The sequence below is a fragment of the Streptomyces sp. NPDC127119 genome (genome assembly GCF_042677425.1).
Taxonomy (GTDB): domain Bacteria; phylum Actinomycetota; class Actinomycetes; order Streptomycetales; family Streptomycetaceae; genus Streptomyces.
Genome location: NZ_JBHXTO010000092.1, coordinates 24,040 through 39,072 on the forward strand (window position 1 = coordinate 24,040; position 15,033 = coordinate 39,072).

The following is a 15,033-nucleotide window of genomic DNA, read 5'->3' on the forward strand; positions in this document are numbered from 1 at the left end:
CAACCCCCGCCAGCCGCCGTCAGCCGCTCACGCCTCGCAGAGCCATCGCGACGGCTGCCTCGGTGATCACGCCGGGCTCGTCGGCCGCACCGAGCTCGATCCTGCGCACCGCCGCGTCCGCGATCCCCTGGAGAAGCATCGCGGCCATCCGGGGCTGCTCGTGCCCCATGTCCCGCAACGCCTCCACGATCATCGCGACGAGCCCTCCGTGCGCGGCACGGATCTTCTCGCGCGCGCCCGCGTCGAGCTCACTCGCGGAGATCGCCACGACGGCCCGGTGCCGCCGGTCCCCCACCAGGGCGAGCTGCCGGCGGACGTACGCCTCGACCTTGCCCTCGGGTGTCCCGGCCAGCGACATCGCGGTTTCGACCTCGGCGGCCCAGAGCGGGAAGTCGACCTCGCAGAGCTCTTCGACGACCGCCGCGCGGGAACGGAAGTACTCGTACACGGAGGACCGCGCGAGTCCCGTCCGCTCGGCGAGCGCCGGGAACGTCAGAGCCTCCGTCCCGCCCTCGGACAGCAGGGACCGCGCCGCGTCCAGCAGGGCGGCTCGCTGCATCGACCGGTGCTCGGCCACGGAGGCCGCTCGAATCCTTGGCACGCCCCCCACTTTACGGACGCCCCGCCCAGGACGGGAGACTCTCGCCCGTCAGGGCTCGGTCAGTCACCGATCGGCGACACCGGCCCGAAGCGATCTCTCCCACCCGGACCACCCGCCCGACAGGGCTCCCGTCCGCCCGCGCAAAGTCCCGGCGAGGGACGATTCCCCGAGGTCAGCGGGGCTGCGGGACCAGCTCGCGGCAGAAGCCGGGGCTGCGGGGTCAGCGCCCGAAGCTCGCCAGTTTCGCCCGGAGCTGGAGCACGGACTTGGTGTGGATCTGACTGACGCGGCTCTCCGTCACGCCGAGCACATTGCCGATCTCGGCGAGCGTGAGGCCCTCGTAGTAGTAGAGGGTCACCACGGTCTTCTCCCGCTCGGGCAGCGTATTGATGGCCCGCGCCAGGAAACGCCGCAGCTCACGGTCCTCCGCGACCTCCACCGGGTTGTCGGCAGCGGTGTCCTCAAGGGTGTCCATCAGGCTCAGCCGGTTGCCGCCCTCACCGCCGACATGCAGCAGCTCCTCCAGGGCGACGACGTTGGCCAGCGACAACTGGCCGAACACCGCGTGCAGTTCGTCGACCGCGATACCCATCTCGGCGGCCACCTCGCACTCCGACGGTGTACGCCGCAGCCGCGCCTCCAGCGTCGCGTAGGCCCGCTCGACATTGCGCGCCTTCTGCCGCACGGACCGGGGGATCCAGTCCAGTGCCCGCAGTTCGTCGATCATCGCGCCCCGGATCCGCGTGATCGCGTACGTCTCGAACTTGATCTCCCGCTCGATGTCGAACTTCTCGATGGCGTCGATCAGCCCGAAGACGCCCGACGAGACGAAGTCCGCCTGCTCCACATTGGGGGGCAGACCCACACTCACCCGGCCGGCGACGTACTTCACCAGCGGCGAGTAGTGCAGGATCAGCTGCTCGCGCAGCCGCCCGTCGCCCGTGGTCTTGTACGACCTCCACAACTCGTCGAGCGTCGAAGGGGCGGGCGGCCGCACGCCGCCGTCACGGGCGGCGGGGGGAACCGCCGCCCGGTCGGACCCGGAGGTGTGCTGGGGCATGCGTCGCCTTGTGCCGTTCTGCAGTGAACTGTGGGTAACTGCGTGAGCTGTCGGTCTGATGTCGAGTTGCCTGTCTGAGTCGGAATCCATATGAGCGTAGCGTGACTGGAGAGTCGCAGTGTGCGAACAGTGCTGGACTCACCGTGCGCAGATACGTTCCGCCGGACGTCCCGCACAGGCGCGGCCGTCGCCGTGCGTGAGCACTGCGGAGCGTCAACTGACGGAAATCCCGGGGACTTCGGGGCGTAGCCCGGACGGCCGAACACTCTCGGTCAGCGCCACCCCCGATCCGTACCGATGGACAGAGCGGCCTGGCGTGTCAACTTCCAGCCGTCGCCGTGTCGTTCGACGAAGCCAAGTGAGCGGAGTTCGTACAGTCTCGCGACCACGTCGTCCTCGGTCGTCCCGGCGTCCCTGGCGATCTCCCGCCGTGACGCCGTCTCCCGGGCCGGCAGCGCGGCCAGTACCCGGGCGGCCTCCGGGTCCAGGAGGTCGCGCGGAAGTACCGGTCCTCGCCGGTCCGGGGCCAGTTCGCCCATGTCCCCGACGAGCTCGGCGACTTCCGCGGCATCGGTGACCAGCACCGCGTCCCCGCGCAGGAGTTCGTGCACGCCCGCCGAGAGACTGCTGGTGGCCGGCCCCGGTACTCCCATCGTGAATCTGCCCAGCCGCTGAGCGGCCCGGGCGGTCGCCAACGCACCGCTGCGGTAGGCCGCCTCGACGACCACCGTGCCGCGCGTCAACGCCGCGATGACCCGGTTCCGCAGGATGAATCTGCTCGGGGTCGGATGGTCGCCGGGCGGCAACTCCCCCACTACCAGTCCCTGTTCGGCGATCCTGGTGATCAACTGCGTGTGACCGCGCGGATAGGGCCGGTCGACCCCGCAGGCGAGCACGGCGACGGTGGCTCCGCCCGCCCCGAGAGCGCCCCTGTGGGTCGCGCCGTCCACGCCGTAGGCGCCTCCCGACACCACGACCCACCCCCGCTCCGCGAGCCCCGCACCGAGCGCCGACGCCATGTGGGCGCCGTACTCGGTACAGGCCCGTGCGCCCACCACGGCGACGGAGCGCAGCGCCCACATCCGCAGACTGGGCAGCCCCCGCACCCACAGCCCGACGGGTCTGGCATCCCCCAGGTCGTCCAGTTGCGCGGGCCACTCGGGATCGCCGGGGCACACGAACCGTGTCCCGCTGTCCCGTGCCACCGCGAGGTCCCGTTCCGGGTCCGCCCGCTCGGCCCGGGCCCGCAGACCGGCCCATCTCACGTCCGTCACTCCCGGCAGCTGCTGCCCGCCCCCGGCGAGGCGCCGGACCACCTCCCCCGCTCCGCACTCACGAAGCCATCGTCCGCAGACCTCGTCCCCCGGTTCGGCGACCCGTGCGAGGAAGGCCCGGTGGAGCCGCTCCCCGTCCCCGCTCGCTCCACCCGCCGGAAAGCCTTGATTCACCGGGAGGCCCCGATCGCCATCGGCACCCCCCGGGGAACCCCGGTGCGCAGTTGCAGCGCGAGGGTCACGTCCGCCACCCCCGGCCGGTCACGGCCTGCGAGGTCCGCGACGGTCCAGGCGACCCGCAGGACACGGTCGAGCCCCCGGGCGGTGAGCACACCGCGCTCCAGGCTGCGCTCCGCGTCGTCCATGGCGCCCGGGGACGCGTACCACCGGCTGCGGAGCTCGCGGCCCGGTACCTCGCTGTTCGTGCGCCAGGGGGTGTCCGTCAGGCGTGCGGCGGCCCGCGCCCTGGCTTCCCGGACCCGGTCGGCGACCGTCTCGGTGGTCTCGCCCCGCGCGCCCCGCTCCGTCAGCTGGGCACGGGTGACGCGGTCCACCTCCACCCTCAGGTCGACGCGGTCGAGCAGTGGTCCGGAGAGCCGGGCCTGGTAGCGGCGGATCGTGGAGGGTGAGCACTCGCACAGGGAGTCCCGCTGCGAGAAGCGGCCGCAGGGACAGGGATTGGCCGCGAGGACCATGAGGAAGCGCGCCGGGAAACGGACGACACCCGCACTGCGCGCGATCACCACATGCCCGGACTCCAGGGGCTGACGCAGTGCGTCGAGGGCCCGGCTGCTGAACTCCGGCGTCTCGTCCAGGAAAAGCACTCCTCTATGAGCGAGCGACACCGCGCCCGGTCGTGCCACCCCCTGGCCGCCCCCGACCAGCGCCTGCATGGTCGCCGAGTGGTGCGGGGCGCAGTAGGGGGCGACGTCGACCAGGGGTTTGCCAGGTGGCAGCAGGCCCGCGACCGAGTGGACGGCCGTGACCTCAAGGGACTCGCTCCGGCAGAGTCGCGGCAGGATGGCGGGCAGCCGCTCGGCGAGCATGGTCTTGCCCGCTCCCGGCGGGCCCTCCAGGAGCAGATGGTGACCGCCGGCCGCGGCGACCTCCACCGCGGTGCGTGCCGAGAGCTGGCCCACGACGTCGGCGAGGTCGTGTTCGTGGTCGTAGTGCGCGGCTCCCATGCTGTGCATTCCGGTGGCCGCGCCCGTGCCCGGCATGCGCAGGCCCGCGAGCGGGTCGGTCCGGCCCTGCTCGTCCGGGTCCTCGTCGGGCACCGGTTCGTCCGTGAGGACCGCGATGAGCTGGCGGAGGCTGCGGACTCCGAGCACGGACACCCCGGGCACCAGGGAGGCCTCGGCTGCCGCGCTCTCCGGCACCACCACCTGTTCGTATCCCGCCTCGGCGGCGGCCAGCACGGCCGGCAGCACGCCCCGTACGGGCCGGACCCGGCCGTCCAGGCCCAGTTCTCCGATCATCACGATGTCGGCGAGCACACGGGGGTCGATGCGCTCGGAGGCGCCGAGGGCCGCGCAGGCGATGGCGAGGTCGAATCCGCTGCCGCCCTTGGGCACCGAGGCCGGGCTGAGGCCCACGGTGAGCTTCTTCTGCGGCCACTCGCCGCCGGAGTTGACCACGGCCGCCCTGACGCGGTCCTTGCTCTCCGTCAGGCTCTTGTCTGGCAGTCCCACCAGGGTGAACGCCGCCACTCCTGGCTCCAGATCCGCCTGGACCTCGACGACGACACCGTCCACGCCCACGAGGGCCACCGAGCACGTACGCGCGAAGCCCATCAGGCCGCCCCTCGCACATGCTCCACGACGGGGGCGCCGCGGTCGGGCAGCAGGACACCCACGACGTCGATACGGACGCCGCCGGGTGGAGCCCCTCCGTGTTCCTGCAGCCAGCGCTCGGCGAGGCCGCGCAGACGCCGGGCCTTGACGGGGGTCACGGCGGCCATCGGGTGCTCGAAGGGCCCCGCTCGGCGGGTCTTGACCTCGCAGACGACCAGTGCGTCGCCGTCACGGGCCACGATGTCGATCTCACCGGCCCGGCCCGCGCGCCAGTTGCGCTGAAGGACCGTCATGCCGGCCTCGGCCAGCCGTCGCGCGGCCAGGTCCTCGCCGTACCTGCCGAGTGCGTTGCGTGCCTTGGACACGTTGGGCGTCTTGGACACGTCGGGCGCGTCGGGCGCCCCGGAAACCTTGGATGCCTCGGATGCCTTGGACGTCTTCATGTCGGCACCACCTCCGGCGCCAACACTGAGCCCACCGCGATCCACTGTTGGATCTTGGTGGACGGCCGCTCGACTGTGGACAACTCAGTCACCCGTACGAGCGGCCGCCGTAGAACTCCCGGGACCGTCCCGGCCGTCCCGACTGCCCCGTTCTAGCTGCTGGGCAGTTCGAGGTCGCTCTTGTTCAGCTCCTCGATGTTCACGTCCTTGAATGTCAGAACGCGCACCTGCTTCACGAACCGAGCAGGTCGGTACATGTCCCACACCCAGGCATCCGCCATGGACACCTCGAAAAACACCTCGCCCTGAACCGAGTGCACCTGCATCTCGTAATCGTTGGTGAGGTAGAAGCGCCGTTCGGTCTCGATCACATATTTGAACAGACCGACGACATCGCGGTACTCCCGGTAGAGCTTCAGCTCCATCTCGGTCTCGTACTTTTCGAGGTCCTCGGCGCTCATGGCATGTTCCCCTTCAGCCGTGCGTCCCCCTATTGTGCGCCAGCCCCGCGAGCCCCTAGACGATTTCCGTGTCGAGGGTCTCGGGCCTGGCCGGGGGCCCTTCGTCGAGCAGCCTGAGCAGCAGCTCGGCGAGTCTGGTCGGATACACCGTCTCATGTGCCCGGGCAAGTTCCCGGCACGTCCACCAGCGCGCTCCGGCGACACTGCGCCGTTCCAGCTCGGTCAGCCCCGTGGGCTCGGTCGCCGTCTGCGTCGTACGGCCCAGGAAGTACCACTCGTCCTGGTCCCAGCGACGCCCCGCGAACGGGAACGAACAGGTCCGCCGCCACAGCACCGGACCCAGCTCGACCTCGGTGATGCCGGTCTCCTCCGCGACTTCCCGCAGCGCGGCCTCTTCGCGTGTCTCGTCGCCCTCCACACCGCCGCCCGGCGTGAACCACCAGTCGTCCGAAGGGTCCTCGGGCTCGTGTCCGTGCAGCAGCAGGATGCGGTCCTGCGGGTCGAGCAGCACCACCCGGGCGACCTTCCGCAGCTCGCCGAGGCCACCGCCCGCCGGCGACGACGCGTCAGCCGGCAAGAGCCCGCTCCCCCGCCCCCGTACGGCTGCGGCGGCGTGCCGACCGGTTGGCGACCGGCCCGTACGCGGCCCCGCCGAGGACGAGCACCGCACCCGCCACGACCGCGGTGAGGACCAGGCGCAGGGGACCCGGCTCGGACGTCGCGCCGAGCGTCTCGAAGCCGGTGGGGCGGGCCAGCATGCCGTTCATGGGCCAGGCCACCGCGTCGACGCGCGCGTTCACCGCGCTGCGCGGCACCGTGCCGTTGCCGGCCTCCGTCAGGTGGGCGGTGGAGTCCAGCGAGCCGCTGCGCTCGTCGCCGAGCAGGAAGAGCCGGTCCTTGGGCACCTCGATGGAGGGGATCGTGGACGACTCGGCCGCGCTGCCCTTGGGCAGATACGGTTCCTCGATCTTCTTGCCGTTGACGGTCAGCTTGTCCTGCGTGCAGCAGGCGACCGTGTCCCCGCCGACGGCGACGACCCGCTTGACCATGGGCATGTTGCCCCAGGTGGACTGCTTGAAGACGACGACGTCACCGCGCTGCACCTCGGAGCCGTCGATCCGCTCGGCGAGCACCCGGTCGCCGCCCGCGATGGTGGGCGACATCGAGTCGGTCGGCACGGTGTACGGCTGGTAGACGACCGCTCCCCAGGCGAACCCACCGAGGAAGAGCACACAGCCGAGGGCCACGGCCAGCCCCGACAGCTTGCTGCCGAGCCGTCCGTGGCCCTCGTCCGTACGACTTGTCCCGCTCATCCCAGTGCTCCCCAACTCGGAGAATCGACCTCGCGGCCCAGGTCGGGCCACGGAAGATCGGCGTCTGGGACGGCACCCTACCCGGCGGTACGCGACCCAGAAACCCTGGTGTTCCCGACGGTAAGGCGGCGCCTGCGCCACAGCACCAGCGGCAGCGCGCCCGCGAGCCCGAGCGCACCCGGGGCGGCGGCGGTCAGGTTCTGGTCGAAGGTGTCCGGCACCGGAAGCGTCGACCAGCGGGTGGGCGGCCAGGCGACGACGATCGCGCGGCCCACCACGTTGTCCACGGGTACGAAGCCCTCGTGCTTGTCCTGCTGGTGATAGCGCGAGTCCAGCGAGTTCTGCCGGTGGTCGCCCATGACCCAGATTTTGCCTTCGGGAACCTTCACCTTGAACTGGCCGCCGGCGTCGTCCACGGTGCACGGGGTGTTGCCCGGGTACACGTAGGAAGTCTCGTTCAGCGCCTTGCCGTTGACCTTCAGCGGGCCGGTGCCCTTGCACTCGATGGTGTCGCCCGCGACTCCGACGACGCGCTTGATGAGGTCCTTCTCCTCGGCGGAGGGCATCAGGCCGATCCAGCTGAGAGCTGTCTGGATCGCGTTCGGACTGGGCGTCGGCTCGCCCGCCAGCCACTTGTCGGGGTCGTTGAAGACGACGACCTCGCCGCGCTCGGGCTCCGAGCCGAACCACGGGGTCAGCTTGTCGACCAGGACGCGGTCACCCTGCTGAAGGGTGTTCTGCATCGAGTCCGAGGGGATCGAGAACGCCTGCACCAGGAAGGACTTGATCAGCAGCGCGAGAACCAGCGCGATGCCGATGAGCAGGGGGAGTTCCTTCCAGAAGGACCGCGGCTTCTTCGGCGCCGGGGCGGTCCCGTCGGAGTCCCGCTCGTCCCCGTCGTTGCCGTCACCCGCGTCGTCTCCGGGGGCCACGGCGTCCTCGCCGGCCGGCGGGACCGACTCTTCGGATCGTCCCGGTCGTTCCTCGGGCCCCTCGTGTCCGGATCGTGCGCCGACCGCCAAATCCCCCACATCCACTCCTCACTCCGTGCCGCCGCCCGCGCCGGAAGCGACGCAGGCCCACCACTCCCATAACGAGCGGGAGTTCCGCAGGGGTCGGGAGCGGGATCAATCCGTATCGATCCGCGGTGGCCACCCTATGCGACGTGTCGAGTGCGGTGGTCGCTCCGCCGGCCACGTCGGGCACGGACGCGTAGGTGTCGGGTTCCTTGAGCTGGGTCCAGTGACCGATGGGCCAGGCGATGACCATGGCACGGCCCACGACGTCCTCGGAGATGGTGCCGCTGTACTTCTCCGTACGGTGGAACCGGGAGTCGGCGGAGTTGGACCGGTGGTCGCCCATCACCCACAGGCGCCCCGCCGGCACCTTGACCTCGAAGACCAGCGAGGAGGGCTTGTCGCCGGGGTTGATGTAGGGCTCGTCGAGGGGCATGCCGTTGACGGTGACGCGGCCCTGGGTGTCGCAGCACTTGACGGTGTCGCCGCCGACCGCGACGACCCGCTTGATCAGGTCCCGGTCGTTGTCGGAGGGCAGCAGGCCGATGAAGGTCAGCGCCTCCTTGACCTGCTTGACGACGATGGGGTCTTCCTTCTTCGCCGTCGGCTGTTCGTCCTCCAGCCATCCGCCGGGGTCCTTGAAGACGACGACGTCGCCGCGCTCGGGCTTCGAGCCGAACCACGGGGTCAGCTTGTCGACCAGGACGCGGTCGCCGATCCGGATCGTCTGCTCCATGGAGCCCGAAGGGATCACGAAGGCCTGGACGAGGAACGTCTTCAGGACGAGCGCGATGAGCAGCGCGACGCCGATCAGGAGGGGTATCTCCTTGACCGCGGAGCGCTGCCTGCGCCGCTTGACCCGCCGGGCCAGCTTGCGCCGGTCCGCCCTGCCGGGCATCACGGGGCCGCCCGTGCGCCGGGAGCCCGTGGGCAGGAGGTCCTCCGCGGCACTGTGGGTGCCGCGGGGCTTGCCGCGGTTACCCATGGACACCGTCCACGGCTTTCCGCCCGCTCGTCCCTGACAGGGGCGCCCGGAGGAGCGGGCCCGCGGCGTCGGGCATGCGCGCGTGGCCGACGGCCCGTTCGAGACCGGTCCAGTGGCCGAGCGGCCAGGCGATCCAGTCCGCTCTGCCGATCACGTCGTCGACGGGGATCATGCCGCCGCCCGGGGAGCCGAGGTGGTCGCGGGAGTCGCTGGAGTCGCCGCGGTGGTCACCCAGGACGAAGAGGGTGCCGTCGGGGACGACCACGTCGAAGCGCACTTCGGACGGCTCGTTCCCCGGGTACAGAAACGTCGACTCGTCGACCGAGCGGCCGTTCACCTCGATCCTCCCCTGCCTGTCGCAGCAGACCACATGGTCTCCCCCCACGCCCACCACACGTTTGATGTAGTCGGCGTCGCCGAAGTAACCGGTGCCGTCGAACACGACGACGTCACCGCGCCTCGGCTCAGCACCGAAACGGTACGCCAACTTATTTACGAGAACGCGGTCCCCGATCCTCAATCCCGGCTCCATCGAGCCACTGGGAATTTCGAACGGCTGGATCACGAACCGGGTGAGCAGCAGCAGGGAGAACAGACAGAACAGCACGGTCAGGGTGATCCGGCCGCCCGGCAGCCAGTCGGCGGCCCGGGCCACCAACGCGAAACGCGACCGTTCCTCCGCCCCCTGTGTGTCCGAGATCTCCTCGGACACGACGGGCTGGGAGGAGCGGTCGCGCTCCGTGTGCTGTGCTTCGGCGTCCATGTGGGCCAGATGCTATCCGGCCCTACCGAGGGACCCGGAGTGAGCTCAGTTGTCGCGCTTCTCCTTGATCTTCGCGGCCTTGCCGCGCAGCTCACGGAGGTAGTAGAGCTTCGCGCGACGCACGGCGCCGCGGCTGACGAGCTCGATCTTCTCGACGATCGGGGTGTGCACGGGGAAGGTGCGCTCGACGCCGACGGAGAAGGAGACCTTGCGGACCGTGAAGGTCTCACGGACACCGGCGCCCTGGCGGCGGATGACTACACCCTTGAACTGCTGCACACGCGAGCGGTTGCCCTCGATGACGCGGACGTGGACGTTGACGGTGTCACCCGGGCGGAACGCCGGGACGTCGCTGCGCAGCGACGCTGCATCGACGGACGCGAGCAGGTTGGACATGATCGTCTGCTTTCTTCGCCGATGCCACAGGTCATCGACGGAAGTCGGTGTTTCCAGAAGGTGGGCTGTTCTCGTCGGGGCGGGCGTCGTGTCCCCCTGTGGCAGGGGCGCACGCCGGACGACGTACAGCAGCGGCCTATTCTTCCACGGTGTCGGGCCTGCGCCCAAATCGGCCGTCGGGTCCGGGCTGCCAGCCCAGGATCGAGAGCATTTCGCGGTCCTTCTTGTCGAAGGCGGCGGGGTCGCAGCGCTCGATGAGGTCCGGTCTGTTGGCGGTGGTGCGCCGCAGTGCCTCGTCCCGGCGCCAGCGGGCGATCTTGCCGTGATGACCGCTGACCAGCACGTCCGGGATCTCCCGGCCGCGCCACCGGGGCGGTTTCGTGTAGACCGGCCCCTCCAGGAGGTTCGCCATGGCTCCCGGCGCGAACGAGTCGTCCCGGTGCGACTCGGCGTTGCCGAGGACGCCGGGCAGCAGCCGCGCCACGGCCTCCGTGACGACCAGGACGGCCGCCTCGCCGCCGGCCAGCACGTAGTCGCCGATGGACACCTCGTACACGGGCATGCGGGTCGCGTACTCGTCGATGACACGGCGGTCGATGCCCTCGTAGCGGGCGGGTGTGAAGACCAGCCAGGGGCGCTCGGAGAGCTCGACGGCGAGTTCCTGGGTGAAGGGCCGGCCGCTGGGTGTGGGGACGACCAGGACAGGTCCCTGGGAGCCCGTCTCGTAGCCGTCGGCGAGCACGGAGTCCAGCGCGTCGCCCCAGGGGCCGGTCTTCATGACCATGCCGGGGCCGCCGCCGTAGGGGGTGTCGTCGACCGTGTTGTGCCGGTCGTAGGTCCACTCCCGCAGATCGTGCACGTGCACGTTCAGCTGTCCACGCGCGCGTGCCTTGCCCACGAGGGAGACGTTCAGGGGGTCCAGGTACTCGGGGAAGATCGTGAGGACGTCGAGCCGCATCAGGCGTCGGCCCCGCCGGAGGAGTCGGTGTCCGCGTCCCTGGAGGAGGCGATCTCCGCGCGGTCGTCGATCAGTCCGGGCGGCGGGTCGATGACGGCCCGCTGCTTCTCCAGGTCGATCTCGACGACGATCTCCTCGACGAACGGGATCAGCACCTCGGTCCCGTCCGGCCGCTCGACCACGAAGAGGTCCTGGGAGGGCAGGTGCGAGATCTCGGTGAGCCGCCCGACCTCGGTGCCGTCCTTCAGGACGACGTCCAGGTCCATGAGCTGGTGGTCGTAGTACTCGTCCGGGTCCTCCGGCACCTCGTCCGGGTCGACGTCGGCGATCAGCAGGGTGTTGCGCAGCGCCTCGGCGCCGTTGCGGTCGCGTACCCCCGCGAACCGCAGCAGGAGGCGACCGCTGTGCACCCGTCCCGTCTCGATGGTCAGCGGACCGGCCGAGGCGGGGTCCGTGGCCAGGACGGCGCCGGGCGCGAGCCGCAGCTCCGGCTCGTCGGTACGTACCTCGACGGTGACCTCGCCCTTGATGCCATGGGCTCGGCCCACCCGCGCGACTACCAGCTGCACTTGCTTGATCTCCTGTCGTGTGTCCACGGTTTCACCGCGTGGACGACTACGGGCCGGGGACGGCCCGAAGGCCCTCCCCGGCCCGAGCCGGTGCTGCGAATTACGTCAGCGGACGTGATCCACGTCGACGAGGTCGACGCGGACTCCACGGCCACCGATGGCGCCTACGACGGTACGCAGAGCGCGCGCGGTGCGGCCGTTGCGGCCGATCACCTTCCCGAGGTCGTCGGGGTGAACCCTGACCTCAAGAACGCGCCCGCGGCGCAGGTCACGCGAGGCGACCTGCACGTCGTCCGGGTTGTCGACGATGCCCTTCACGAGGTGCTCAAGAGCCTCCTCAAGCATGCTCAGGCCTCGGTCGACGCGGACTCGGCGGCAGCCTCGTCCTTCTTCTCAGCCTTCTTCTTCTGCGTGATGGCCTCGCCCTTGCTGTCGTCGTCGCCACCCAGGGCGTCGAACAACGGGCGCGCGGCCTTCGGCTCGGCGACGAGCAGCGGCGCCGGGGCCGGCAGGCCCTTGTGCTTCTGCCAGTCGCCGGTCAGCTTGAGAATGGCGAGCACGGGCTCGGTCGGCTGCGCGCCGACACCCAGCCAGTACTGCGCACGCTCGGAGTCGACCTCGATGCGCGACGGGTTCTGCACCGGGTGGTACAGGCCGATCTCCTCGATGGCCCTGCCGTCACGGCGGGTACGGGAGTCGGCGACGACGATGCGGTAGTGAGGCGCGCGGATCTTGCCCAGACGCTTCAGCTTGATCTTGACTGCCACGGAAGTGGTGTCTCCTGGTCTTGACGGGGTTGGGCACGGCGAGATTGCCGCGTGGGGTTGCGGTACCCGAGTGCCCGATGGACGCGTCAGCCGGAGGAGAGAGGGGTCCTGTGCGGCTGCGAGTACAGCTGACCATTCTGCCACACCCGGAAGGGCGCCTCGACCCGGGCAGTCCGGGGGCAGCCCTGGGCCGGCCCGCGGTCCCGCCGGGGCCGGTACGGGTGTCGCCGTCGAGGTGGGCCATCGCACGAGCCGGCACCCACGAAGTGCCGCCGCGCTCTCCCGCACCACCCCGGCGGGACGACGGCCCGCCGCTGTGTCAGCCGTCCGCTCAGCCCGCTGCCGCGCCGACCACCTCCGGGATGCGGAACGGCTTCCCGCACCCTCCGCACACGATCGGCGCCTGCGCGAGGACCGACGGGACGACGCGGACGTTGCGCCCGCAGTCGCAGACCGCCTTCACGCGCACGCCCCCTCCGGAGGAGCCGTGCCGGGCGGCCGGGCCGCGGAAGCTGCGGGCCGTGTCGGCGGCGGTCGCGACCGTGTGCGCCTTGAGGGCGCGCTGCAGCCGCTCGATCGTCGGGCGGTAGCGGCGCTTCGCCTCGGGGTTGAGCGTGACCAGGGAGAAGCCGCTGCTGGGATGCGGTTCCTCGGGGTGGTCCAGTCCCAACTCCTCGGCGATCGCGAGGAATCTGCGGTTGTGGTACCGGCCGGCGCGGGAGGTGTCGCGGACACCTCGGGCGGCGGCGATGCCGTGGACTGCCTCGTGAAGCAGTCGTTCGAAGGAGAGTTCGTGTCCGCAGGCGGACGACGACTCCCCGATCAGGGACTCTGGCGCGGCAAGATCGGGCAGCTCGGGGTGGTGCCGCTGAATGTCGGCCCACGCCCCTGCCAGCTCTGCGGCGAGAACAGGTGGTGTCGTGCTCACGTAATGACAACGAGCCGAGGTGCCTCTGTGTTCCTATTCCGGGGCATCCCAAATATTTTGCACGTACCCGTCAGTTGCCGCTGATGCGTCCTGACGAGGGCGGGTGCGCTGATCTGCGGAGAAGCCTCACAGTTCACACCCAGCCGGTACGTAGTGACGTGTACGTCCGGGCCAGTAGGCGCTGTCTGCGCACCGGGGCACCTGGGGTCGGCGGATGCGCAAGAGGCGTTTCGGTCCTTCTCACGGCGGAATGCCGGGGCCCGGTCGACGCGGGCCACGACGGCGACGTTACCGGGTACGTCATCGGCGCGGGGCACCGGCCCGTCCCCGGTCACCAGACACCGTACGGCCCCGCGCGGCGGCCGGGCGACGGGTTCGTGGACCTTGGCCGGAACCGCTTCGCGGCCTCCGTCGGCGGGAACCACGCCCTGCGGGGGCCGGGCCCGCCGACGCGCCCGCGACCCACTGTCATCGCCGGACGGCACGAACAGGCCATCCGCCGTGCGAGCGCGTCCGCGACGGCCGGATATCCGCCCACTGATCGGCAAGGAGTGGTAGGCGCACATGTTGCCGGTATGTGAATTCTCCCGGCGCGCGCCGATGGTACGCAAACCGGGCTCCGCAACCCCTGGACGCCACGACGAGCGCGGAGTTTCCTGGCATACGGGGGGAGTGCGAGCGCACTGCACGGGGGTGGACGAACGGGGCACAAAAGCAACTCTCGGCGGATTGGGGCACTTTCGATGACACCTACGCTCGTGCGGCAGCACCTACCTCACTCGGGGGCTGCGCCCCAGGTGGATCAGTGGGCACGCGCGCGTGACTGGGCCGAGATTCAGGAGCGGATGCTCGTACCGCTCTACGAGGCCGTCTACGAGCGACTCGAAGTGGGCACCTCGACCAGGCTGTTGGGGCTCGGCTGCGGGTCCGGCCTGGCGCTGCTGATGGCCGCGTCGCGGGGCGCGTCGGTCACCGGTCTGCAGGCCCACGCGCCGGAGCGGCTGGCTCTCGCGCGGGAGCGTCTGCTCCCCGACGCACGGGGCACGCGTGCGCGTGCCGGCGCGCGGCTGACGGACGGGGAGCCGACGGACATCGACGGCGTGGCGACGGCCGCGTACAACCTGGTGACCGCTTTCGAGCCGGTCGGGTGTGTGGCCGGTGACTCCGAAGGCCTCACCGAGGCGCTGGCGGCGGCGAGTCCGCTCGTCGGACGAGGGGTTCCCGTGGTTCTCGCGGGCTGGGGGCCTCCGGAGCGGTGTGCCACGTCCTCGGTGCTGCGGGTCGCCGCGAAGCTGGCGGACCCCCTGCGTGGTGCGGGCAGCTGGCGCCCGGCCCTCCGTGACGACCTGGAGGAGGTCGCCCAGCGGGCCGGCCTGCGGCCCGACGGGTCCGGGCGGGTCGCGTGCCCCTTCGGGTACGCGGACGTGGACAACGCGGTCCGTGGGCTGCTGTCCACGGGGCTGTTCGACGCGGCCGTCGCCGCCACGGATCCCGATCAGGTCGACAAGGAGGTGCGGGAGGCTCTGCATCCGTACAAACGGCGGGACGGGACGGTGTGGATGCCGAACGTCTTCCGCTACCTGGTGGCCCGGACGGCCTGAGGGCTTTTTTCGCCCCCGCCGCCCCTACCCTCCCCGTCACTGCATGGGGGCTGCGCCCCCTCGCCCCCGTCTGCGCAGTTCCCCGCGCCCCCAGGTACCTGGGGG

At 70.8% G+C, this 15,033-nt stretch carries 18 protein-coding genes; 1 reads left to right on the plus strand and 17 read right to left on the minus strand.

Annotated features, from left to right (window positions below; all coding sequences use genetic code 11):
• Positions 1–19 precede the first annotated feature (19 nt).
• The 17 genes from ACFVH5_RS30390 to ACFVH5_RS30470 form a co-directional block, all read right to left on the minus strand.
• Complete coding sequence (locus ACFVH5_RS30390) at positions 20–577, minus strand: TetR/AcrR family transcriptional regulator (protein ID WP_385836920.1); 558 nt, start codon at positions 575–577, stop codon at positions 20–22.
• A gap of 244 nt (positions 578–821) precedes the next feature.
• Complete coding sequence (gene whiG, locus ACFVH5_RS30395) at positions 822–1,661, minus strand: RNA polymerase sigma factor WhiG (RefSeq protein WP_210889477.1); 840 nt, start codon at positions 1,659–1,661, stop codon at positions 822–824.
• A 272-nt stretch (positions 1,662–1,933) separates the two neighbouring features.
• Complete coding sequence (gene dprA, locus ACFVH5_RS30400) at positions 1,934–3,109, minus strand: DNA-processing protein DprA (protein ID WP_385836910.1); 1,176 nt, start codon at positions 3,107–3,109, stop codon at positions 1,934–1,936.
• Positions 3,106–4,728 (minus strand): YifB family Mg chelatase-like AAA ATPase, encoded by a 1,623-nt coding sequence (locus ACFVH5_RS30405; protein WP_385836911.1) that lies wholly within the window; start codon positions 4,726–4,728, stop codon positions 3,106–3,108. Before ACFVH5_RS30405 ends, dprA begins: the two co-directional genes overlap by 4 nt.
• A complete protein-coding gene (locus ACFVH5_RS30410; protein WP_384813469.1) occupies positions 4,728–5,093 on the minus strand; it encodes a YraN family protein in 366 nt (121 codons plus the stop codon). The genes ACFVH5_RS30405 and ACFVH5_RS30410 overlap by 1 nt, the downstream gene beginning before the upstream one ends.
• A 230-nt stretch (positions 5,094–5,323) precedes the next feature.
• A complete protein-coding gene (locus tag ACFVH5_RS30415) occupies positions 5,324–5,632 on the minus strand; it encodes a DUF2469 domain-containing protein (protein WP_055510545.1) in 309 nt (102 codons plus the stop codon).
• 55 nt (positions 5,633–5,687) lie between these two features.
• Positions 5,688–6,209 (minus strand): NUDIX hydrolase, encoded by a 522-nt coding sequence (locus ACFVH5_RS30420; RefSeq protein ID WP_385836912.1) that lies wholly within the window; start codon positions 6,207–6,209, stop codon positions 5,688–5,690.
• The gene (gene lepB, locus ACFVH5_RS30425; RefSeq protein WP_384813397.1) at positions 6,199–6,945 is read right to left on the minus strand and encodes a signal peptidase I; all 747 of its coding nucleotides are present in this window, start codon (positions 6,943–6,945) and stop codon (positions 6,199–6,201) included. The genes ACFVH5_RS30420 and lepB (ACFVH5_RS30425) overlap by 11 nt, the downstream gene beginning before the upstream one ends.
• Before the next feature lie 77 nt (positions 6,946–7,022).
• Positions 7,023–7,967 (minus strand): signal peptidase I, encoded by a 945-nt coding sequence (gene lepB / locus ACFVH5_RS30430; RefSeq protein WP_385836921.1) that lies wholly within the window; start codon positions 7,965–7,967, stop codon positions 7,023–7,025.
• Positions 7,852–8,946 carry a signal peptidase I gene (gene lepB / locus ACFVH5_RS30435; protein ID WP_385836913.1) on the minus strand — a complete coding sequence of 365 codons (1,095 nt, stop codon included), beginning with the start codon at positions 8,944–8,946 and terminating at the stop codon, positions 7,852–7,854. Before lepB (ACFVH5_RS30435) ends, lepB (ACFVH5_RS30430) begins: the two co-directional genes overlap by 116 nt.
• Complete coding sequence (gene lepB / locus ACFVH5_RS30440) at positions 8,939–9,709, minus strand: signal peptidase I (RefSeq protein WP_385836914.1); 771 nt, start codon at positions 9,707–9,709, stop codon at positions 8,939–8,941. The genes lepB (ACFVH5_RS30435) and lepB (ACFVH5_RS30440) overlap by 8 nt, the downstream gene beginning before the upstream one ends.
• Before the next feature lie 45 nt (positions 9,710–9,754).
• Positions 9,755–10,105, minus strand: coding sequence for a 50S ribosomal protein L19 (gene rplS, locus ACFVH5_RS30445; RefSeq protein WP_107021806.1), 351 nt, complete (start codon positions 10,103–10,105; stop codon positions 9,755–9,757).
• 136 nt (positions 10,106–10,241) lie between these two features.
• Positions 10,242–11,063, minus strand: a complete 822-nt coding sequence (trmD, locus tag ACFVH5_RS30450; RefSeq protein ID WP_384813388.1) for a tRNA (guanosine(37)-N1)-methyltransferase TrmD — start codon at positions 11,061–11,063, stop codon at positions 10,242–10,244.
• Entirely contained in the window at positions 11,063–11,632 is a 570-nt protein-coding gene (rimM, locus tag ACFVH5_RS30455) for a ribosome maturation factor RimM (protein ID WP_384813385.1), read from the minus strand. Before rimM ends, trmD begins: the two co-directional genes overlap by 1 nt.
• Positions 11,633–11,737: 105 nt before the next feature.
• The gene (locus ACFVH5_RS30460) at positions 11,738–11,977 is read right to left on the minus strand and encodes an RNA-binding protein (protein ID WP_005479813.1); all 240 of its coding nucleotides are present in this window, start codon (positions 11,975–11,977) and stop codon (positions 11,738–11,740) included.
• A gap of 2 nt (positions 11,978–11,979) precedes the next feature.
• A complete protein-coding gene (gene rpsP, locus ACFVH5_RS30465; RefSeq protein WP_107021809.1) occupies positions 11,980–12,399 on the minus strand; it encodes a 30S ribosomal protein S16 in 420 nt (139 codons plus the stop codon).
• Between the two features lie 331 nt (positions 12,400–12,730).
• Positions 12,731–13,327: a hypothetical protein gene (locus tag ACFVH5_RS30470; protein ID WP_107021810.1), complete on the minus strand. Its 597-nt coding sequence runs from the start codon at positions 13,325–13,327 to the stop codon at positions 12,731–12,733.
• A gap of 743 nt (positions 13,328–14,070) precedes the next feature.
• On the opposite strand from ACFVH5_RS30470, the gene ACFVH5_RS30475 reads away from it, so the two are divergent.
• Complete coding sequence (locus tag ACFVH5_RS30475; RefSeq protein ID WP_385836916.1) at positions 14,071–14,928, plus strand: SAM-dependent methyltransferase; 858 nt, start codon at positions 14,071–14,073, stop codon at positions 14,926–14,928.
• Positions 14,929–15,033: the final 105 nt, after the last annotated feature.

Excerpts from the sequence above, each read along its gene's own strand:
- whiG (WP_210889477.1), bottom strand. The coding sequence starts at position 1,661 with ATGCCCCAGCACACCTCCGGGTCCGACCGGGCGGCGGTTCCCCCCGCC.
- ACFVH5_RS30405 (WP_385836911.1), bottom strand. The coding sequence starts at position 4,728 with ATGGGCTTCGCGCGTACGTGCTCGGTGGCCCTCGTGGGCGTGGACGGT.
- ACFVH5_RS30415 (WP_055510545.1), bottom strand. The coding sequence starts at position 5,632 with ATGAGCGCCGAGGACCTCGAAAAGTACGAGACCGAGATGGAGCTGAAG.
- lepB (WP_384813397.1), bottom strand. The coding sequence starts at position 6,945 with ATGAGCGGGACAAGTCGTACGGACGAGGGCCACGGACGGCTCGGCAGC.
- lepB (WP_385836913.1), bottom strand. The coding sequence starts at position 8,946 with ATGGGTAACCGCGGCAAGCCCCGCGGCACCCACAGTGCCGCGGAGGAC.
- lepB (WP_385836914.1), bottom strand. The coding sequence starts at position 9,709 with ATGGACGCCGAAGCACAGCACACGGAGCGCGACCGCTCCTCCCAGCCC.
- rplS (WP_107021806.1), bottom strand. The coding sequence starts at position 10,105 with ATGTCCAACCTGCTCGCGTCCGTCGATGCAGCGTCGCTGCGCAGCGAC.
- trmD (WP_384813388.1), bottom strand. The coding sequence starts at position 11,063 with ATGCGGCTCGACGTCCTCACGATCTTCCCCGAGTACCTGGACCCCCTG.
- ACFVH5_RS30460 (WP_005479813.1), bottom strand. The coding sequence starts at position 11,977 with ATGCTTGAGGAGGCTCTTGAGCACCTCGTGAAGGGCATCGTCGACAAC.
- ACFVH5_RS30475 (WP_385836916.1), top strand. The coding sequence starts at position 14,071 with ATGACACCTACGCTCGTGCGGCAGCACCTACCTCACTCGGGGGCTGCG.